This is a genomic window from Streptomyces sp. NPDC107765, from assembly GCF_055657085.1.
This window is the reverse complement of the sequence record NZ_JBVKBL010000005.1, coordinates 131,675-151,067: the sequence shown is the minus strand read 5'-3', so window position 1 is coordinate 151,067 and position 19,393 is coordinate 131,675. Positions and strand designations below refer to the sequence as shown.

16 protein-coding genes are annotated in these 19,393 nt (G+C 73.4%); 6 read left to right on the top strand and 10 right to left on the bottom strand.

Annotated features, from left to right (window positions below; genetic code table 11):
- Positions 1–3: 3 nt before the first annotated feature.
- From ACZ7MX_RS14595 to ACZ7MX_RS14550, 10 genes are all read right to left on the bottom strand, one after another.
- Complete coding sequence (locus ACZ7MX_RS14595; RefSeq protein ID WP_472132014.1) at positions 4–2,040, bottom strand: NADH-quinone oxidoreductase subunit 5 family protein; 2,037 nt, start codon at positions 2,038–2,040, stop codon at positions 4–6.
- Positions 2,037–2,405, bottom strand: a complete 369-nt coding sequence (gene nuoK / locus ACZ7MX_RS14590) for an NADH-quinone oxidoreductase subunit NuoK (RefSeq protein ID WP_472132012.1) — start codon at positions 2,403–2,405, stop codon at positions 2,037–2,039. The genes ACZ7MX_RS14595 and nuoK overlap by 4 nt, the downstream gene beginning before the upstream one ends.
- Entirely contained in the window at positions 2,405–3,034 is a 630-nt protein-coding gene (locus ACZ7MX_RS14585; protein WP_472132010.1) for an NADH-quinone oxidoreductase subunit J family protein, read from the bottom strand. Before ACZ7MX_RS14585 ends, nuoK begins: the two co-directional genes overlap by 1 nt.
- On the bottom strand, positions 3,031–3,636 hold the full coding sequence (locus ACZ7MX_RS14580) for a NuoI/complex I 23 kDa subunit family protein (RefSeq protein ID WP_472132008.1): 606 nt from the start codon (positions 3,634–3,636) through the stop codon (positions 3,031–3,033). Before ACZ7MX_RS14580 ends, ACZ7MX_RS14585 begins: the two co-directional genes overlap by 4 nt.
- The gene (locus ACZ7MX_RS14575) at positions 3,633–4,601 is read right to left on the bottom strand and encodes a complex I subunit 1/NuoH family protein (protein ID WP_451105750.1); all 969 of its coding nucleotides are present in this window, start codon (positions 4,599–4,601) and stop codon (positions 3,633–3,635) included. The genes ACZ7MX_RS14580 and ACZ7MX_RS14575 overlap by 4 nt, the downstream gene beginning before the upstream one ends.
- On the bottom strand, positions 4,598–6,031 hold the full coding sequence (locus ACZ7MX_RS14570) for an NADH-quinone oxidoreductase subunit C (RefSeq protein ID WP_472132006.1): 1,434 nt from the start codon (positions 6,029–6,031) through the stop codon (positions 4,598–4,600). The genes ACZ7MX_RS14575 and ACZ7MX_RS14570 overlap by 4 nt, the downstream gene beginning before the upstream one ends.
- Positions 6,028–6,672: an NADH-quinone oxidoreductase subunit B gene (locus tag ACZ7MX_RS14565; RefSeq protein WP_315975476.1), complete on the bottom strand. Its 645-nt coding sequence runs from the start codon at positions 6,670–6,672 to the stop codon at positions 6,028–6,030. The genes ACZ7MX_RS14570 and ACZ7MX_RS14565 overlap by 4 nt, the downstream gene beginning before the upstream one ends.
- A complete protein-coding gene (locus tag ACZ7MX_RS14560; RefSeq protein ID WP_472132004.1) occupies positions 6,663–7,064 on the bottom strand; it encodes an NADH-quinone oxidoreductase subunit A in 402 nt (133 codons plus the stop codon). The genes ACZ7MX_RS14565 and ACZ7MX_RS14560 overlap by 10 nt, the downstream gene beginning before the upstream one ends.
- Before the next feature lie 418 nt (positions 7,065–7,482).
- Complete coding sequence (locus ACZ7MX_RS14555; protein WP_472132001.1) at positions 7,483–8,745, bottom strand: hypothetical protein; 1,263 nt, start codon at positions 8,743–8,745, stop codon at positions 7,483–7,485.
- Between the two features lie 1,111 nt (positions 8,746–9,856).
- A complete protein-coding gene (locus ACZ7MX_RS14550; RefSeq protein WP_472132530.1) occupies positions 9,857–11,005 on the bottom strand; it encodes a ubiquitin family protein in 1,149 nt (382 codons plus the stop codon).
- A gap of 340 nt (positions 11,006–11,345) precedes the next feature.
- Here ACZ7MX_RS14550 and ACZ7MX_RS14545 point away from each other — a divergent pair, with 340 nt between their 5' ends.
- From ACZ7MX_RS14545 to ACZ7MX_RS14520, 6 genes are all read left to right on the top strand, one after another.
- Positions 11,346–12,611: a sensor histidine kinase gene (locus ACZ7MX_RS14545; protein ID WP_472131999.1), complete on the top strand. Its 1,266-nt coding sequence runs from the start codon at positions 11,346–11,348 to the stop codon at positions 12,609–12,611.
- Between the two features lie 176 nt (positions 12,612–12,787).
- Positions 12,788–14,107, top strand: coding sequence for a sensor histidine kinase (locus ACZ7MX_RS14540; protein WP_472132528.1), 1,320 nt, complete (start codon positions 12,788–12,790; stop codon positions 14,105–14,107).
- Positions 14,108–14,279: 172 nt separating this feature from the next.
- Entirely contained in the window at positions 14,280–14,939 is a 660-nt protein-coding gene (locus ACZ7MX_RS14535) for a response regulator (protein WP_472132527.1), read from the top strand.
- Between the two features lie 295 nt (positions 14,940–15,234).
- Positions 15,235–17,187, top strand: coding sequence for a 2-oxoacid:acceptor oxidoreductase subunit alpha (locus tag ACZ7MX_RS14530; RefSeq protein WP_472131997.1), 1,953 nt, complete (start codon positions 15,235–15,237; stop codon positions 17,185–17,187).
- Entirely contained in the window at positions 17,180–18,274 is a 1,095-nt protein-coding gene (locus ACZ7MX_RS14525) for a 2-oxoacid:ferredoxin oxidoreductase subunit beta (protein WP_472131995.1), read from the top strand. Before ACZ7MX_RS14530 ends, ACZ7MX_RS14525 begins: the two co-directional genes overlap by 8 nt.
- Before the next feature lie 232 nt (positions 18,275–18,506).
- Entirely contained in the window at positions 18,507–19,373 is an 867-nt protein-coding gene (locus ACZ7MX_RS14520) for an SDR family oxidoreductase (protein WP_472131993.1), read from the top strand.
- Positions 19,374–19,393: the final 20 nt, after the last annotated feature.

The following is a 19,393-nucleotide window of genomic DNA, read 5'->3' as shown; positions in this document are numbered from 1 at the left end:
CGGTCAGGCTCCCGTGCCCGTGGCGACGAGGACGGCGGCGATCGCCAGGACGAGTGAGCCCGCCAGCAGCGCGCCGAGGTAGGTCTGCACGTTCCCGGTCTGGGCGCGGCGGACGGCGGCGCCCAGCCAGCGCGGGGCGGTGCCCGCACCGCGGACGTAGGTGTCGACGACCTCGCGGTCCAGGAAGCGGACGAGCGTGGCGGCGGCGCGTACGGGCCGGACGAACAGCACCGAGTAGACGGCGTCCAGGTGGAAGCCGACGGCCGCGTGGCGGTGCAGCGGGCCGAGGAGGAGGCGGCCCGGGTCGGCCGGGTCCGCGGCGCCGGCGTTGTCGCCGTAGACCGGGGCGTGGGTGGCGAGGGCCGTCTCCTCGGCGAGCCCGGGGGCCGCGTCCGGGTCGACGACGACCGCGCCGATGGGGGTGCGGCCGGCGAGCGCGGTGGTGTGGCGCCAGGCGGCGTAGGTGACCAGGCCGCCGACGACGGCGATACCGGTGCCGACGACGGAGGTGGTCAGGGTCGGAGCGAGCGAGCGCCCGTCGAACCACTCGGGCAGGAGGGGGGCGGAAAGGCCCAGTGCGACGGTGGGGACGAAGAGCACCCACAGGACGGCGTTCATCACGACCGGCTGGGGGGTTGGGGTCTCCCCTGCTCGAACGGAGTTGAGAGCTTGGGGAAGGTCGGGGGCTTCGACGCCCCGGCCCTTGAAGGCGAGCAGCCACAGACGGGCGGCGTAGGCCGCGGTGAGGAGGGCGGTGAGCAGTCCGGAGACCAGGACGGTCCAGCCGACCGCGCCGGGGATGCCGTGGGCGGCGCCGGTGGCGGCGTGCTCGGCGGCGCCGAGGACGGCTTCCTTGGAGAAGAAGCCGGCGAACGGCGGGATCGCGGCGAGCGCGAGCAGTGCCACGGTCACCGTCCAGTAGGCGTCCGGGATGCGCCGGGACAGGCCGCTCACCCGGGACATGGCGGCGAGCGAGTTGGTGCCCGCGGCGTGGATGATCACGCCCGCGCCGAGGAAGAGGAGGGCCTTGAACGCACCGTGCGCCAGGAGGTGGAAGAAGGCGGCGCCGCGGTCGCCGACGGCGAGCGCGCCCAGCATGTAGCCGAGCTGGCCGACCGTCGAATAGGCCAGCACCCGCTTGATGTCGTCCTGGGCCAGCGCGGCGAGGCCGGAGCCGACCATGGTGATCGCGGCGATGACGGCCATCACGACCAGTGCGGCCGCGGAGGCCGCGAAGACGGGCAGGAGCCGGGCCACGACGTAGATGCCGGCCGCCACCATCGTCGCGGCGTGGATCAGCGCGGAGACCGGTGTCGGGCCGGCCATCGCGTCCGGGAGCCAGGTGTGCAGCGGGAACTGCGCGGACTTGCCCGCGACGCCGGCCAGCAGCAGCAGTGCGATCAGCGTCGGGTGGTCCAGGCCGCGGTTGGCGACCGAGCCGAGGATGCCGGTGATCCGGAAGGTGCCGGTGTCGGCGGCCAGCGCGAAGATGCCGAAGAGGAAGGGGACGTCGCCGAGCTTGGTGACCAGGAACGCCTTGAGGGAGGCGGCCCGGGCGGTCTCGGTCTCCCAGTAGTGGCCGACGAGGAAGTACGAGCAGATGCCCATGACTTCCCAGCCGACCAGCAGCACCATCAGGTCGCCGGTGTAGACGACCAGCAGCATCGCGGCGGTGAAGAGCGAGACCAGCGCCGCGTAGGACGGGTAGCGCGGATCGTCGCGCAGATAGCCGGTGGAGTAGATCTGCACGCAGGTCGCCACGACGCCGACGAGTACGGCGATCAGCGCGGCGAAGCCGTCGATGTGCAGCGCCAGGTCGATCGGGATCGATCCGGTCGGGGTGAGCCGGGTGGCGACGTCGGTGGCCGGTCCGCCGCCCTGGCCGACGGCGACCGCGACGGTCAGCCCGGCCGCGGCGAGCGTCGGCAGCACGGCCAGCGGCCGTACGAAACCGGGCGTGCGCCGCCCCAGGAGGAGGCCGGCGACGGCTCCGAGGAAGGGCAGGAGGGGAACGAGAACGGCGGTGGTCGTGAGGGTCACGCGGTGGCCTCCGCCTTGGTGTCCGGCTGCGGGGTCCCGTCGGCGCCGGCGCCGTCCGGCCGCTCGGCGAGGTCACGGAGCCGGTCGATGTCGGAGCTGCCGCGGTTGCGGTAGACGAGCAGCACGATCGCCAGGCCGATGCCGATCTCGGCGGCGGCGATGGCGATGGTGAAGAGGGTGAGCGCCTGGCCGGAGTGCAGGGTGTCGCGCAGCCAGACGTCGAAGGCGACGAGGTTGAGGTTGACGGCGTTGAGCATCAGCTCGACGGACATCAGCACCAGGATCGCGTTGCGGCGGGCGAGCACGCCGTACAGACCGGTGCAGAAGAGGAGGACGGCGAGGACGGCCGGATAGGCGAGATGCATCAGCGCTGCTCCTCTCGTGGGGCGGTGGCGGGGGCTGCGGAGGCGCGGGCCGCGGCGTCCGGCAGGGCGGCCGCCGGGGCCCTGCCCTCACCGCCCCTGCGGGACAGCACGATCGCCCCGACGAGCGCGGCGAGCAGCAGTACGGACAGCGCCTCGAAGGGCAGCACCCAGTACTGGAAGAGGCTGCGGCCGGTGGCCTCGGTGGAGCCCTGGACGGGCCCTTCGAAGGTGATCCAGGTGGTACGGAAGGCGTCGACGACGACCCAGACCAGGGCGCCGGCCGCGGCGAGCGCGACCACGAGCGCCGCCCAGCGGTTGCCGGAATCGGCGTCCGGGGAGCGTCCGATGGGTGCCTTGGTCAGCATCAGCCCGAAGAGCAGCAGGACGACCACGGACCCGACGTAGATGAGCACCTGTACCCAGGCGATGAACTCGGCCGTGAGCAGGAGGTATTCGACCGCGACCCCGCCGAGCGCGACGACCAGCCAGAGGGCGGCGTGCACCAGCTGCCGGGTGGTGACGGTGATGACGGCCGCGCCGAGGGTGGCGATGCCGACGAGCAGGAACGCGATCTCGACGCCGGTGGGCGACAGGAAGCCGTGCCCGGCGGCCGTGGCGGCGAGCGTCACGTCCCCTCCTCGGTGTCCGGGTCCTGGTTCTGGTGCGGGTTCTCGTTCTGGTTCTCGCTCTGCGCCGCGGCCTCGGCCGCCTGCTGGGCGGCGAGTTTGTCCGCGGCCTTACGGGCGGCGGCCATCTCCTTGGGCTCCTCGGCCGCCGGGTCGAGCGCCGGCGGCTCGGGCACCGTCCACATCCACTCGCGGAGCTTGTCGCGCTCGTGGGTGAGGTCGTGGATGTCCGTCTCGGCGTACTCGAACTCCGGTGACCAGAAGAGCGCGTCGAAGGGGCAGACCTCGATGCAGATCCCGCAGTACATGCACAGCGCGAAGTCGATGGCGAAGCGGTCGAGCACGTTCCGGCTGCGCTCACGGCCTCCGGGCGCGGCCGGCGGCACCGTCTCCTTGTGGGAGTCGATGTAGATGCACCAGTCCGGGCACTCGCGGGCGCACAGCATGCAGACCGTGCAGTTCTCCTCGAACAGCCCGATGACGCCGCGGGTGCGCGGTGCGAGATCGGGCTGGACGTCCGGGTACTGCGCGGTGACGGAACGCTTCGTCATCGTCCGCAGGGTGACGGCCAGGCCCTTGGCGAGACCGGAACCGGGGAAGCTCATGACGAGATCACCACCTTGACGACGCCGGTGAGGGCGATCTGGGCCAGCGCGAGCGGGATGAGCCCCGTCCAGGCGAGCTTCTGCAGCTGGTCCTCGCGCAGCCGCGGGTAGGTGACCCGCAGCCAGATGACGCCGAAGGCGAGCAGCGCGGTCTTCAGCAGCGTCCACAGCCAGCCCAGGCCGTCGGCGCCGAACGGGCCGTGCCAGCCGCCCAGGAAGAGCACCGAGGTCAGTGCGCAGAGGACGACGATGCCCGCGTACTCGGCGAGCAGGAAGAGCGCGAACCGCAGGCCGGTGTACTCGGTGTACGCGCCGAAGATGATCTCCGAGTCGGCGACCGGCATGTCGAACGGCGGCCGCTGCAGCTCGGCGAGGCCCGCGGTGAAGAACACCACGCCGCCGATGATCTGCCACGGCACCCACCACCAGTGGAACGCCTCGACGATGCCGGGCAGCGAGAGCGTGCCGGCCGCCATCGCGACGGAGGCCGCGGCGAGCAGCATCGGCAGCTCGTACGCGAGCAGCTGCGCGGCCGTCCGCAGGGCGCCGAGCAGCGAGAACTTGTTCGCCGAGGCCCAGCCGGCCATCAGCGAGCCGAGCACGCCGACGCCCATGACGGCGAGCACGAAGAAGATGCCCGCGTCCAGGGCCTGCCCGACGGCGTTGTGCGGCCCTATCGGGATGGCGACCAGGACCAGGAGGTACGGCAGCAGGGCGACGGCCGGGGCGAGCTGGAAGATCCGCCGGTCGGCGCCGGCCGGCACGATGTCTTCCTTCTGTGCGAACTTCACGCCGTCGGCGACCAACTGCGCCCAGCCGTGGAACCCGCCCGCGTACATCGGACCGAGCCGGCCCTGCATATGGGCCATGACCTTGTGCTCGGTCTGCCCGATGACCAGCGGCAACACCAGGAACACGACGAAGACGGCGATGAGGCGCAGCGCGATGTCGAGCGCGTCGCTCATGGTGTGTCGCCTCCTGCCGGGTCTTGGGGGGCCTGCGGGGCCTGGGGGCCCTGCGGGGCCTGGGGGTCGTCGGTCTGCGGCTGTGCCTCGGGGGCGGGGGCAGGCTTCGGCTGGGGGGCGGGTTCGGCTTCCGGTTCCGGCTTCCGCTTCGGCTCGGCCTCGGGGTCGGGCTGCTTCTGCGGCTCGTCGAAGGCCGGGCGGGCGTGGTGCCACGGTGCGTCGGAGGAGCGCGGGGCCGCCGGTGCCTTGGGGGCCGTTGGGGCCTTGGGGGCCTCGGCGTTCGCTGGGGGCTCGGGGGTCGCCGGGGGCTCGGTGGTCTCCGGGGGTGCCGCCTTCTCCGCCGCCTGCTGCTGGCTGGCCGAACCCTGGCTCGCGGACCGGGTACGGCGTGCCGGCCGCTCCGGCCGCTCCGGCCGCTCCGGCCGCTCGGCGCGCGTCGGGGCCTCCGGGGCCTCCGGGGTCGCAGGAGCCGCGGACGAGGTGGCTCCGGACGGCGTGGCTCCGGGGGACGTGGTCTCCGCCGCCTGCTGGCTGGCCGAACCCGCGCTCACCGACCGCGTACGCCGTACCGGACGCTCGCCCGCCGCGCCGCCGGCCGCCCGCGCACCCCGCGCCGGACGTGTCGGCGCGGGCGGCAGCTGGCCCTTGAGCGGACCCCACTCGTTCGGGTCCGGGACGCCCGGCGGCAGCATCTGGCGCCGCTTGGGTCCACCGTGTTCGGACTCCCCCGGCTCCTTGGCCCCGGGCCACGCCTTGGCCACCCGGGCCGCCAGCACGAAGTCCTTGCGCAGCGGGTGCCCCTCGAAGCCCTCCGGGAGCAGCAGCGGTACGAGGTGGGGGTGGCCGGTGAAGTCGACGCCGAACATCTCATGCGTCTCGCGCTCGTGCCAGCCCGCGCCCGCGTACACACCGACGGCGGTGGGCAGCGCGGCCGCGTCGTGCGGCACCGTGGTCCGGACGACCAGCCGGTGGACGGTCCCCGGGCGGGCCACGTCCGCGACGTGCGCGCAGATACGGAAGCCGGCGCCGGGCTCGTCGACGGCGCTGAGCCAGTCGAAGTAGCGGCAGCCGAGGGCGTCCCGGGCGGCGGTCAGCGCGGTGAGCCAGCCGTCCACCGGAACGTCGACGGTCAGCAGGTCGTACGCCAGCTCCGCGGTGGCACCGGCGCCGAAGATCTCGCTCGCGGGCCGCGGCAGCCACCCGACGACCGGCTCGGCAGGCTCGGCGGGCTCGGCGGGCTCGGCGGGCTCCGCAGGCTCGGCGGGCTCGGCGGGCTCCCCAGGTTCGGCGGACCCGACCGGCTCGACCGGCGCGACCGGCGCGACGGCCTCAGGCTGCTGCTCCGGCTGGTCAGCAGGCCGGGGCTGATCGGGCCGTTGGGACTGATCGGGCCGCTGGGGCTGATCCGGCCGCTGGGGCTGGTCGCTCATCGGGGCTCCTCCCCCGCGGGCGCCGGCGCGGGCGGCGTCACCAGGCCGCTGCGCAGGGCGGCCGCCGAGGGCCGGGCCGCGCCGCCCTGTGCGTACCGCTCGCCCAGGGACTCGCGCGCGATCTTCTCCTGCAGCTTGAGGATGCCCTGGAGCAGCGCCTCCGGGCGCGGCGGGCAACCCGGCACGTACACGTCGACCGGGATGATCTGGTCGACGCCCTTGGTGACCGAGTACGAGTCCCAGTAGGGGCCGCCGCAGTTGGAGCAGGCGCCGAAGGAGATGACGTACTTGGGCTCGGGCATCTGCTCGTAGAGGCGCTTGACGGCCGGGGCCATCTTGTCCGTCACGGTGCCGGACACGACCATCAGGTCGGCCTGGCGCGGACCGGGCGCGAACGGGATCACCCCGAGCCGGATGAAGTCGTGGCGCGCCATGGAAGCGGCGATGAACTCGATCGCGCAGCAGGCCAGCCCGAAGTTGAAGACCCACAGGCTGTAGCGGCGGCCCCAGTTGAGGACCACCTTCATCGGTTCGGGCGCGAGCCGGGCCAGAGTGCCCAGGCGGCGCGGCTCCGGAAGGAATTCCGGTGCGGCGCCCCCGGCCGCGGCCGCGGAGCTGTTGGCGGCGGGGGTCACGTCCATTCCAGGACGCCCTTCTTCCATGCGTAGAGCAGGCCGACGGTGAGGAAGCCGAGGAAGATGAACATCTCCACGAGCGTCACGCCGCCGAAACCGGGGGCGGCGAAGACCGTCGCCCAGGGGAACAGGAAGATCGAGTCGACGGCGAAGACGACGTAGAGGAAGGCGTACACGTAGTAGCGGACCTGGGTGTGCGCCCAGCCCTCGCCGACCGGGTCCACGCCGCACTCGTACGTCAGCATCTTCTCGGGCGTCGGTACGACAGGCCGCAGCAGCCGCCCGGCCCCGAAGGCCACGGCCACGAAGAGCACACCGATTACGGCGATGAGCCCGACGACCGAGTAGCCCTGGAAGTAGTCCGCGGCGACGGTGGTGCGTACGGTCGCGTCCGGCACGTCCGCCCCTCGCTCCCTGACTGCGCTTGTTCAACGACTTCGACGAAATGACTTCGACGATTCGACGAAACGACTTCGACGATCTGCGATCTGTACGAACCGGAGTCTAGGCCCTGGTCGGCCCGCCCCGAGAAGCCGCGTCGTCGCCGACGGTGAGCTTGTCCGTACTTCGCCCTACCTGGGCGGCTGGCAGCGTAGACGGCAGGCCCGGTTGTCTCAGAAGCCGTCTCACAGACCGGACGAACGGGCCGCCCACAGGGCGAGCGCTCGCGCTGCGTAGGGCGGCGAAGCTGCGGACGCACTCGCGGGTCCCGGGGATCCCGGGCCCCAAGATCCCGGGTTCCGAAGATCCCGATGGCTCCCATGGTCCCGGTGGCCCCCATGGTCCCGGTGGTCCCGGTGGTCCCGGTGGTCCCGATCAGTGGAGCGGGCCGCCGTCGAAGGGGCTGCGCCGGTCGGGGGCGGGGGGTGCCGGAGCGGGGCTCGGGGGAGCGGCCGGCTCCGGGGTCGGGACCGAGGCCGGGACCGGGGCCGAGACCGGTGGTGCCGCAGGGGGTGCGGCGGGGGGCGCGGCAGGGGGTGCGTACATCGGTGTCGGCTGGTGGGGCGCAGCTGCTTGGTGCGACTGGGGCGGCGCCGGATGCGGGTGCTGCGGGTGTGGTTGCGGCGGCTGCCCGTTCTGCGGCGGCGGCTGGTGGGCCGGCTGTTGTGCCCGCTGGGTCGGTTGACTCGGCTGGTGGGCCGACTGGCTCGGCTGGTGGGCCGACTGGCCCGGATGGTGGACCGGCTGGCTTGGCTGGTGGGTCGGCTGGCCCGGCTGGCCCGGCTGGTGGGACGGCTGCCGTGCCTGGTGCTGCCGGCGCATCGGGTCCCGGGACACCGCGCGGTCCATCGCCTCGGCCGCGATCCGGGCCGCCGCCTCCCGCGTCCGCTCCCCGAGCAGTTCGGTCCGGATGGCACCGCCGGCCGCCAGATGGCGGTCGTACGGCAGCGACAGCACCGCCGCGCCACCGGCTCCGAGGTGGTCGGCGACCTTGCGCACGTCGACGCCGCTGTCGGGCGAGGAGTGGGTGAGCACGACGACCGTGGTGGGCAGCAGGCCGGGATGCAGCCCGCCGACCCAGTTGAGTACGGAACGGGTGGCCGCGACGCCCTCCGGGGTCGCCGGGGTGACCACCACCCGTGCCTGCGTCGTCACCAGCGCCGTACGCGCCACCTCGGCGGGCAGCGTCTCGCAGTCCACCACCGTGGCCGCGAAGTGCCGTCGCAGGGAGGTCATCACGATGCGGTACGTGTCGAGGTCCAGGCGGGCGCCGATGGAGCCCTGGCTGCCGGGCAGCAGCCAGCCGCCGCCCGCGAACGGCAGGAGATAGCCGGTCAGGTCGGTGATCAGCATCGACGGATCGACGATCTGCGCCAGGTCCGTCCCGGACCAGCGCACCTCGCGGGCGCCGAGGCGGTGCGGCAGCGTGCCGAGCGCCGGGTCGGCCTCCACGGCGAGCACGGGGTCGGGCCGGTAGTGGGCGTAGGTGAGCGCCAGGAGGGCGGCGACGGTGGACTTGCCCGCGCCCCCACGGATGCTCGACACGGCTATCTGCCGGCCGGTCGTCACCGGCTGCTGGATGGCGTACGCGGCCTGCGTGACGGCGGCCGTCTCGGCGGCCGGCGATGAGGCGAACACCCGGCGCAACGCACGGCCCGCACGCCGGGCCAGCGGGTCGCCACGGCGCGGCCGCGGCCCGCCGTCGGCCAGTTCCGGCGGCAGGAGCGGAACGGAGACCGGCGTCCGCGCCGGCAGCCCGGCCCCCGGCCGCCCATACTGCCCACGCGCAGGAGCAGAACCAGGTCCAGGTCCAGGACCAGGACCAGGAGCAGGCGCGGAAGCCGGGGCCTGGTCGGTGGTGGGGGCGGGTGTGGGTGTGGGGCTGTGGAGGGGAGTGGGGGTGTAGACGGGGCCGGGGCCGGGGTGGGCGATGGGGTCAGGGGTGGCGGCAGCGGTCGGCTGCACCGGCATCGGGCCGACGGCAGACACCGGCCCGGAAGCGTGCGCCGGACCGGAAGCGTGCGCCGGACCGGAAGTAGGCAGGGGGCCGGGCGCATCCATCGCCCCGGAGACCGGCATCGGCCCAGGGGCAGGCGCCTGTGGGGGTGTGGTGGGTGCGTACGGAGGTGTGGTGGGCACCTGCGGGGATGCCACGGGCACCGACGGGGCTACGTCAGGCTGCGCCGGGGCGGGCATCGGCCCGGCACCCGCGGCACCAGGCCCCTGCCCGCCGGCCGCCCCCTGGCCACCGGACGGCACCTGCCCGCCGTTCAACTCCTGACCGCCGCTCGGCACCTGACCGCCGGCAGCCGCCTGACCATGGCCCGCTGGCTGTTCAGCCATCGGCACCGACCCGGCCGCCGGCATGGACCCGGCCGGCACGGACTCAGCCGCCGGCCCGGACCCGGCCGCCGATACGGATCCGGTCGCCGGATGTGCGCCGGTACTCGCCCCCGCAGCCCCGTCCCTCGTCGTCACCGCGTCCACGTCCCCTCCGTCGTGCCATTCGGTCCCGCCCCGTGCTCCCCCGCTCCCCCAGGTCCTCCGACTCTCCGCGTCCCCGTCTCCTGATACGTGCCCGCATACATGCCCGCATCCGCCAACGCACCCGCATCCACCGCATCCACGCGCGGACCCGCCCCTGCCCACGCACCCGCGTCGGCCTGCACCCCTGTGAACCCGCCCGTAGGCGCTTCCGTAAACCCGCCCGCAGGCGCTCCCGAAGCCGACATGCCGTCCTCCCTCCGGGTCAGGACGCGCCGGACAGCAGGCCGTAGAGCCCGAAGGCGCCCAGGGCCACCGGGATCAGCGCTGCCACGCTCACCGACTCGGCCAGGTCCAGCCAGCGCCGCAGCCGGGTCCGCAGCGGCTCCGGCACCCGTATCAGCGGGACCACGGCGGGCAGCACCGCCAGCGCTCCGAGGGTGGCCAGCGCGGGCGCCGGGGCGCCGCCGTCGGTGGCCCAGAGCAGCACCAGCCGGACGGCTGTCGCCAGGCCGGCCGCGAGCAGCGCGACGACCTCGACCGCCAGCGGGTACGCCCGCGCCCGCGAGCACAGGACGATGCTCAGCAGCAGCGCCGCGAGCACCGTCCACAGGCCGGGGGTCTGCACCGCGAGCACCCCGCCCGCGCCCGCCGAGACGGCCGTCACCACCGTGACCAGGGAGAGCTCCCGGTGTGCGCCGCCGACGGCGGCTCCCACCTGGTGGCGGCTGACCGGGGTGCCGCCGGAGCGCTGGTCGTCGAGCCGGGTCAGTCCGGCCGTCATCAGGGCGAGCCGGGGGAGGTACCCGAGGAGCAGTACGGAGACGAAGGCGAGCGCAACTCCCGTACGGGCGGGGGTGGTCAGTGCCAGTCCCAGCTCCCACCCGCCGACCGCGAGCACCACCGATGCGGCGCCCATCAGGGCCGCGCGGCCCGCGGCGGTGCAGAGTCCGAGGAGCGCGAGCACGGCCGCGGCGGTGAGGCCGACGGTGGCGAGCCGGGCGCCGCCACCGGAGGCGGCCTGCCAGGCGGCGGCCGCCCCGAGGGTGCCGCCGAGCAGCAACAGGGCGGCCGCGGGCGCGTGTTGCCCGCTCCGTACGGCACCCGGGGAACGCTGCCCGTCCTTCCTGGCGAGCGCGCCGACGGCCGCTCCGGCCCCGGCGACCACGACCGCGGCGATACCGGCCGCCGGTGCGGCGCCGTCCCCGAACCAGCTGTGCGCACAGGCCCCGGCGACCGCCGCGAGCAGCACGCTCGCCGTCGCCGCCGTCCACGTCCTGCTGCGGTCGCCCCAACCCCAGCCGCGGACGTCGAGGGAGGCGGCCACCGTGCCGGTGGCGTGCGGCGCCGCGTCAGCCGGCTGCCGTACGGCGGATTCCGGCGTCATCACCAGGCCGTCATCGCCCCGCGCCATCGCCACTCGCCCCTCCCGTTGTGCATCGCCACACAATAAGGTCCCGCCGGCGCGCCGTGTCCACCGCTGTGGATAACGAGACCGGCATCAACCTGCACCAACGCCCCGTACCGGCTCCCGGATCGGGTCGCGGACCGGATCGCGGATCGGGCCGACTCCCGCTCGCCCCCCGCCTCGCGCCGATGACCTGCGGGAAGGGCCCGCGGTACGAGGCGCGGGGCGGCCCTTCGTACGGCCCTTCGCACGACCCGGCGCGCGACGCAAGGGGTGGGGAAAACCCCACCGCCGCCGCCCCGGCCACCCCATGGCACGGCGGGCCGCGGCCGGGCAGGCTGGGCGCATGACCGTGAGTTCCCGATCTCGTGCCGCCGACGACGCCCTTGACGAGGTGTCACCTCCGCCGCCGCGCGCGCCGTTCGACGCCGCGACCTGGCGGGAGATCGGCCATCTGCTGGCCAACTTGCCGCTGGGCGTCGCGGCGTTCGTGGTGCTGGTGGTGTGGCTGACGCTGGGCACCGGGCTGTCGGTGACCGTCATCGGGCTGCCGCTGCTGGCTCTCGGCCTGAAGGCGTGCCGCCGGTACGGGAGGCTGGAGCGGGCCCGGGCGCGGGCGCTGCTCGGGCTGCGGGTCGCCGAGCCGAGTCCGCTGCGCCCGCGCGATCAGGGCTTCTTCCCGTGGTTGCGGGCGGGCCTCGCGGATCCGGTCGCCTGGCGGCACGCGCTGTTCGCGTTCGTCCGGCTGCCGTGGTCCGTGCTCACCTTCGCGGTCGTGCTGGTCTCGCTCTTCGTGGGTTGGCCGGTGCTGCCCTGGGTGGCGCGCGGGCTGGCGAACGTGGACCGGGCGATGGTGCGCGGGCTGCTGTCGCCCTCGGACGAGCTGGAGCGGCGGATCGCCGAACTGGAGGCGGACCGGATGACGGTCACCGACACCGCGGCCGCCGATCTGCGGCGTATCGAACGGGACCTCCACGACGGTGCGCAGGCCCGGCTGGTGGCGCTCGCGATGGGGCTCGGCCTGGCGAAGGAGAAGCTGCTGGAGGGCCGGGCCGACGAGACCGTGGCGGCGATGGTGGACGAGGCGCACGGCGAGGTGAAGCTGGCGCTGCAGGAGCTGCGGGACCTGGCGCGGGGCATCCACCCGGCGATCCTGACCGACCGCGGGCTGGGGCCGGCCCTGGCCTCGCTGGCCGGGCGCTGCACGGTGCCCGCGACGGTGGCGGTGGATCTGGACGAGCGGCCCGCGCCGGCGATCGAGGGCATCGCGTACTTCACCGTCTCGGAGCTGCTGCAGAACGTCTCCAAACACAGCGCGGCCCGGCAGGCGTCCGTGGAGGTGTGGCGGTCCGCGGACCGGCTGCTGATCCAGGTCGGGGACGACGGCAAGGGCGGGGCGCGGCTGGACGGCGGCAGCGGGTTGGCCGGGCTGGCCGAACGGCTGGGGGCGGTGGACGGGGTGTTCCTGCTGAGCTCACCGGACGGCGGGCCCACCCGGGTGACCGCGGAACTGCCGTGGCGGGCCCGGCCGGGCGTGGGCGCACAGCGCGCGGCCACGACCGGACGGGCGGCGTCCGGTACCCCCGCCGAACGGGGACGGAAGCGCCGCTGACCAGCGGATCGGTCCGGGCCCGCGGTCCGGGGTGGGGAAAACCCCCGGAACGGACTGCGAGCAGCCTCATGGTGCGGGGCGGGCCGGTCGCGGACGCTGGTCACGGCGAACGCGACGGCCAGACCACACCCGGCCACCCGGCCACCCGGCCACCCGGCAGAACGGACGACGAGACGATGGACATCGCCCACACCCCGCAGTCCCGCCCCCGCCCCTCCCGGGTGCCGGTGGCGCTGCGCGCCCCCTTTTCCGGGCGCACCTGGCGGGAGTTCCTGTACCTCTTCCTCAGCTATCCGATCGCCTGCGTGCTGTTCGTCTACGCGGTCGGGGTGCTCGCGGTCGGCGCGGGCCTGCTGGTCACGTTCCTCGGCATCCCGGTGCTGGCCGGTGGTCTGGCCGGGGCCCGGGGGCTGGGCGGCCTGGAGCGGGCGCGGGCCCGGGCGCTGCTGGGGCTGGAGGTGGCCAGCCCGGAGCCGGTGCGTCCCGCGAAGCCGGGCCTGATGGCGTGGATCGGGGCCGTCCTGAAGAGCGGGGTGTCCTGGCGGCACCTCCTGTACTGCCTGCTGCGCTTCCCGTGGGCGATCTTCGCCTTCATCTTCTCGCTGACGTTCTGGACGCTCGGCTGGACGCTGCTGACGTACCCGTTGTGGCGGTGGACCTTTCCCGCGTACCTGGGGCAGCCGGGCATCCAGTTGTGGGGCGACCGCCTGGGCAACGGCCTCTACCTCGACACCCCGGCGGAGATCGGACTCGTCAGCGGGGCCGGGCTGCTGCTCGTGCTGGCCGGGCCGTGGCTGATCCGCGGGCTGACCCAGGTGGACCGGGTCCTGGTGCACGGCCTGCTGGGGCCCTCGTCCCTCGCCACCCGGGTCTCGCAGCTGGAGTCGGACCGCGGCGTGGTGGTGGACACCGCGGCCGCCGACCTGCGGCGCATCGAGCGGGACCTGCACGACGGCGCGCAGGCCCGGCTGGTGTCGCTGGCGATGGACCTGGGCCTGGCCAAGGAGAAGCTGGCGGAGGATCCGCGGGCCGCCGCGAAGATGGTCGACGAGGCGCACGGCGAGGTGAAGATCGCCCTCCAGGAGCTGCGTGACCTGGCCCGCGGCATCCACCCGGCGATCCTCACCGACCGGGGGCTGGGCCCGGCGCTGTCGGCGCTGGCCGCGCGCTGCACGGTCCCGGTGACGGTGACCGTGGACCTGGACCACCGGCCGGCCGCGGCGATCGAGGGCATCGCGTACTTCACCGCCTCCGAGCTGCTGCAGAACGTCTCGAAGCACGCCCGGGCCACCGGCGCCACGCTGGACGTCTGGCGCACCGGGGACCGGCTGATGGTCCTGGTGACGGACGACGGCCGGGGCGGCGCCCGTACGGACGACGGGACCGGGCTGGCCGGACTCGCCGAACGCCTGGCCGCCGTCGAGGGCCTGCTGGTCGTCGACTCGCCGGTCGGGGGCCCCACGCACATCACGGCCGAACTGCCCTGGCGCGGCTGACCCTGGCCCGCCGCCCCGGAGCCGCGCCCGCCCCGCGCCCCCCCGGGCCCACCCCGGACGCCTCACCCACCTCGTACTCCCCGCCCACCTCCCCCGCCTCGTCCGGATCCTGAGATGCTGGGGCCCGACAGGGCGGGCGCGTACGAGGCATGGGGGATCCGTGGAGGACAAGGTGCGGGTGGTCATCGCCGAGGATTCGGTGCTGCTCCGGGAGGGGCTCACCCGGCTCCTCACCGACCGGGGGCACGAGGTCGTGGCGGGTGTGGGGGACGCCGAGGCGCTGATCAAGGTGATCGGGGAGCTGGCGGACGAGGGCGCGCTGCCGGACGTGGTGGTGGCGGACGTGCGGATGCCGCCGACGCACACCGACGAGGGCGTACGGGCCGCGATCCGGCTCCGCCGGGACCACCCCGGCCTGGGGGTTCTGGTGCTCTCGCAGTACGTCGAGGAGCAGTACGCCACGGAGCTGCTGGCCGGGTCGACCCAGGGGGTGGGCTATCTGCTGAAGGACCGGGTGGCCGAGGTCCGCGAGTTCGTCGACGCGGTGGTGCGGGTCGCCGGGGGCGGTACGGCCCTGGACCCGGAGGTGGTGGCGCAGCTGCTGGGCCGCAGCCGCAAGCAGAACGTGCTGGCGCATCTGACGCCGCGGGAGCGGGAGGTGCTGGGGCTGATGGCTGAGGGCCGGACGAACTCCGCCGTCGCCCGCCAGCTGGTGGTCAGTGACGGCGCGGTCGAGAAGCACGTCAGCAACATCTTCCTGAAGCTGGGCCTGGCGCAGAGTGACGGGGATCACCGCAGAGTGCTCGCCGTCCTGACCTACCTCAATTCCTGAGGACCTGACAGGCTGTCAGACGTCCAGTTCACAGGGTGTTCACCGCCGGACCGGGCCCCGGGACGCAGAACCGGGGGCGGAGTCCGGAGCGTCATGAAGAAGGGGTCACGGGGGCGGTGATTTCATGACAAAACGCACCAGATCGGTGTCTCATGGTGACGTCCACCATGTGATCGACCCAGGGAAGGGCACCCTTACCCACGTACGATGGTTATGGGACAACCGGTCGGTACGACACGTCCCGAGCCCTGCCTCCGGCGGGGACGCCGCACCCCTTAGAGGGAGGTCCGAAGCAGTGACCAGCCAGGTCAGTAGCCCAGCCGAGCAGGCCGACGCAGCGCTCGTCGGGGGACAGCGCTCCTCCGGCAGTGGCGGCGAGGGCAAAGAAGTCCGGCGCCTGGACCGGGTGATCATCCGGTTCGCCGGTGACTCCGGTGACGGAATGCAGCTCACCGGGGACCGGTTCACATCGGAGACGGCGTCGTTCGGCAACGACCTGTCGACGCTGCCGAACTTCCCCGCCGAGATCCGGGCCCCCGCCGGGACCCTGCCCGGTGTCTCCAGCTTCCAGCTGCACTTCGCCGACCACGACATCCTCACGCCCGGTGACGCTCCGAACGTGCTGGTCGCGATGAACCCGGCCGCGCTGAAGGCGAACCTCGCGGACGTCCCGCGGGGCGCGGAGATCATCGTCAACACCGACGAGTTCACCAAGCGCCCGATGGCGAAGGTCGGCTACGACACCAGCCCGCTGGAGGACGGCTCGCTGTCGGCGTACAACGTCCACCCGGTGCCGCTGACGACGCTGACCATCGAGGCGCTCAAGGACTTCGGGCTCTCCCGCAAGGAGGCCGAGCGCAGCAAGAACATGTTCGCGCTGGGTCTGCTGTCGTGGATGTACCACCGCCCGACCGAGGGCACCGAGAAGTTCCTGCGGGACAAGTTCGCCAAGAAGCCGGACATCGCCGAGGCGAACGTCACGGCGTTCCGGGCGGGCTGGAACTTCGGCGAGACGACCGAGGACTTCGCGGTCTCCTACGAGGTCGCGCCGGCCACCAAGGCGTTCCCGACCGGTACGTACCGCAACATCTCCGGCAACCTCGCGCTGTCCTACGGCCTGGTCGCCGCCTCCCAGCAGGCCGACCTGCCGCTGTACCTGGGCTCGTACCCGATCACCCCGGCCTCCGACATCCTGCACGAGCTGTCCAAGCACAAGAACTTCGGCGTGCGGACGTTCCAGGCGGAGGACGAGATCGCCGGCATCGGCGCGGCGCTGGGCGCGGCGTTCGGCGGCGCGCTGGCGGTGACGACCACCTCCGGCCCGGGCGTGGCGCTGAAGTCCGAGACCATCGGGCTCGCGGTCAGCCTGGAACTGCCGCTGCTGATCGTCGACATCCAGCGCGGCGGCCCCTCGACCGGTCTGCCGACCAAGACGGAGCAGGCCGACCTGCTGCAGGCGATGTACGGGCGCAACGGCGAGGCGCCGGTGCCGATCGTGGCGCCCAGGACGCCCGCCGACTGCTTCGACGCGGCACTGGAGGCGGCCCGCATCGCCCTGACGTACCGGACCCCGGTCTTCCTGCTCTCCGACGGCTACCTGGCCAACGGCTCCGAGCCCTGGCGGATCCCCGAGCTCACCGAACTCCCCGACCTGCGCGTGCAGTTCGCCTCCGGCCCCAACCACGTCGCGGTGGACGGCACCGAGGTGTTCTGGCCCTACAAGCGCGATGAGCACACCCTCGCGCGCCCCTGGGCCGTGCCCGGCACGCCGGGCCTGGAGCACCGCATCGGCGGCATCGAGAAGCAGGACGGCACCGGCAACATCTCCTACGACCCGGCCAACCACGACTTCATGGTGCGCACCCGCCAGGCGAAGGTGGACGGCATCGAGGTCCCCGACATCGAGGTCGACGACCCCACCGACGACAGCGGCCGGGGCGCCGGCACCCTCGTGGTGGGCTGGGGCTCGACGTACGGCCCGATCACCGCCGCGGTACGGCGCGTACGGGGCGCAGGGGAGCGCATCGCGCAGGCCCATCTGCGCCACCTCAACCCCTTCCCGCGGAATCTCGGCGAGGTGCTGGCGCGTTACGACAAGGTGATCGTGCCGGAGATGAACCTCGGACAGCTCGCCACCCTGCTGCGCGCCAAGTACCTCGTCGACGCGCGGTCGCACACCCAGGTCAGCGGAATGCCGTTCAAGGCCGAGCAGCTCGCCGAGGTCTTTAAGGAGGCCATCAATGACTGAGACGATCTCGGAGCGGGCCGCACACCCCGAGGCGCTCTCCCTGGTGCCCAAGGCCGAGGCCAAGCAGTCCATGAAGGACTTCAAGTCCGACCAGGAAGTGCGCTGGTGCCCCGGCTGCGGTGACTACGCCGTCCTCGCCGCCGTGCAGGGCTTCATGCCCGAGCTCGGCCTGGCGAAGGAGAACATCGTCTTCGTCTCCGGCATCGGCTGCTCCTCCCGCTTCCCGTACTACATGAACACCTACGGGATGCACTCCATCCACGGCCGCGCCCCGGCCATCGCCACCGGCCTGGCCTCCTCGCGGCGCGATCTGTCCGTATGGGTCGTCACGGGTGACGGCGATGCCCTCTCCATCGGCGGCAACCACCTCATCCACGCCCTGCGGCGCAACGTCAACCTCAAGATCCTGCTGTTCAACAACCGGATCTACGGCCTGACCAAGGGCCAGTACAGCCCCACCTCCGAGGTCGGCAAGATCACCAAGTCGACCCCGATGGGCTCCCTGGACGCGCCGTTCAACCCGGTCTCGCTGGCCCTCGGCGCCGAGGCGACCTTCGTGGCCCGCACGGTCGACTCCGACCGCAAGCACCTCACCTCGGTGCTGCGCGCGGCCGCCGACCACCCCGGCACGGCCCTGGTCGAGATCTACCAGAACTGCAACATCTTCAACGACGGCGCCTTCGAGGTGCTCAAGGACAAGGAGAAGGCCCAGGAGGCCGTCATCCGCCTGGAGCACGGGCAGCCGATCCGCTTCGGCGCGCCGGCCGAGGACGGTCTCGGCTCCAAGGGCGTGGTCCGCGACCCGGCCACCGGCGACCTCAAGGTCATCGACGTCACCGAGGAGGGCGCCGACGGCGTGCTGGTGCACGACGCCCACAGCCCCTCCCCCACCACCGCCTTCGCGCTCTCCCGGCTCGCCGACCCCGACACCCTGCACCACACCCCCATCGGTGTGCTGCGCAATGTCGACCGGCCGGTCTACGACACGCTGATGGCGGACCAGCTGGACACCGCCGTCGAGCAGAAGGGCAAGGGCGACCTGGCCGCCCTGCTGGCCGGCACCGACACCTGGACGGTCGTCGGCTGAGGACCTGCCCTTGCTCAAGGGGCTGCTGAGCCCCTTGAGGGGCCACTGAGGACCTGCGGCCGCTCAGCGGCTGCTCGCGACCTCGTGCGGGTGCCCGTAGGGGAGGCGTCATACGGCGTCCCGCCTACGGGCACCCGCCGTTCCGGGGCCCGGCTCCGGCTTCCGGCGCGCGTCCCTTCTGCGCGTCCGGTACGGGTGCCATGCTGGCGGCCTCCGAACCAGGGGGCAGAACATGAGCATCGTCGTCACCGGCGCCACCGGAGCGCTCGGCCGGCTCGTCATCGAGGAATTGCTCACCCGCACCGCCCCGGCCGGCATCGTCGGCCTCGCCCGGGACCCGGCCAGAGCCGCCGATCTTCAGGCGCGCGGCGTCGGGATCAGGACCGTGGACCACGGCCGTCCCGACACCCTGGAAGGCGTCTTCGCGGCCGGCGACCGGGTGCTGCTGATCTCCGGGAACGAGGCCGGGCAGCGGGTCACCCAGCACCGCACGGTGATCGACGCCGCCCGGGAGGCCGGTGTGGCACTGCTGGCATACACCAGCGTGCTGGGCGGCCCCACCGCCACCTTCTCCCTCGCCGAGGAACACCTCGCCACCGAACAGGCGCTGCTCGCCTCGGGCGTGCCGTACTGCCTGCTGCGCAACGGCTGGTACCACGAGAACTACACCGGGTCCCTCGCCACCACGCTCAAGAACGGCGCGGTGTTCGGCTGCGCCGGCGAGGGCCGGGTGGCCACCGCCGCCCGCCGGGACTATGCCGAGGCCGCCGCCGTGGTGCTCACCGGCACCGGCCACGAGAACACCGTCTACGAGCTGAGCGGCGACACCGCCTGGTCGATGGCCGAGTACGCCGCCGAGGTGTCCCGGCAGACCGGCCGCCGGATCCCGTACCGCGACCTGCCGCAGAAGGAATACGTGGCGCGGATGATCGAGGCGGGCATGCCGGCGCTGGGCGCGCGGACGGCCGCCGAGGCCGACGCCGGGATCGCACGCGGCGAACTGGCGGCCACCCCCGGCGACCTCTCCCGACTCATCGGCCGCCCCACCACCCCGATCACGGAGGCCATCGCGGAGGCACTGGCGCGGCTGGAGCGCTGAGAGGAGCTGCGCGGCCGCGC

Bases quoted from the DNA above. Each gene is read 5' to 3' on its own strand.
- nuoK (WP_472132012.1), bottom strand. From the start codon at position 2,405: ATGCATCTCGCCTATCCGGCCGTCCTCGCCGTCCTCCTCTTCTGCACC.
- ACZ7MX_RS14580 (WP_472132008.1), bottom strand. From the start codon at position 3,636: ATGAGCTTCCCCGGTTCCGGTCTCGCCAAGGGCCTGGCCGTCACCCTG.
- ACZ7MX_RS14575 (WP_451105750.1), bottom strand. From the start codon at position 4,601: ATGAGCGACGCGCTCGACATCGCGCTGCGCCTCATCGCCGTCTTCGTC.
- ACZ7MX_RS14570 (WP_472132006.1), bottom strand. From the start codon at position 6,031: ATGAGCGACCAGCCCCAGCGGCCGGATCAGCCCCAGCGGCCCGATCAG.
- ACZ7MX_RS14565 (WP_315975476.1), bottom strand. From the start codon at position 6,672: ATGGACGTGACCCCCGCCGCCAACAGCTCCGCGGCCGCGGCCGGGGGC.
- ACZ7MX_RS14550 (WP_472132530.1), bottom strand. From the start codon at position 11,005: ATGGCGCGGGGCGATGACGGCCTGGTGATGACGCCGGAATCCGCCGTA.
- ACZ7MX_RS14545 (WP_472131999.1), top strand. From the start codon at position 11,346: ATGACCGTGAGTTCCCGATCTCGTGCCGCCGACGACGCCCTTGACGAG.
- ACZ7MX_RS14540 (WP_472132528.1), top strand. From the start codon at position 12,788: ATGGACATCGCCCACACCCCGCAGTCCCGCCCCCGCCCCTCCCGGGTG.
- ACZ7MX_RS14525 (WP_472131995.1), top strand. From the start codon at position 17,180: ATGACTGAGACGATCTCGGAGCGGGCCGCACACCCCGAGGCGCTCTCC.
- ACZ7MX_RS14520 (WP_472131993.1), top strand. From the start codon at position 18,507: ATGAGCATCGTCGTCACCGGCGCCACCGGAGCGCTCGGCCGGCTCGTC.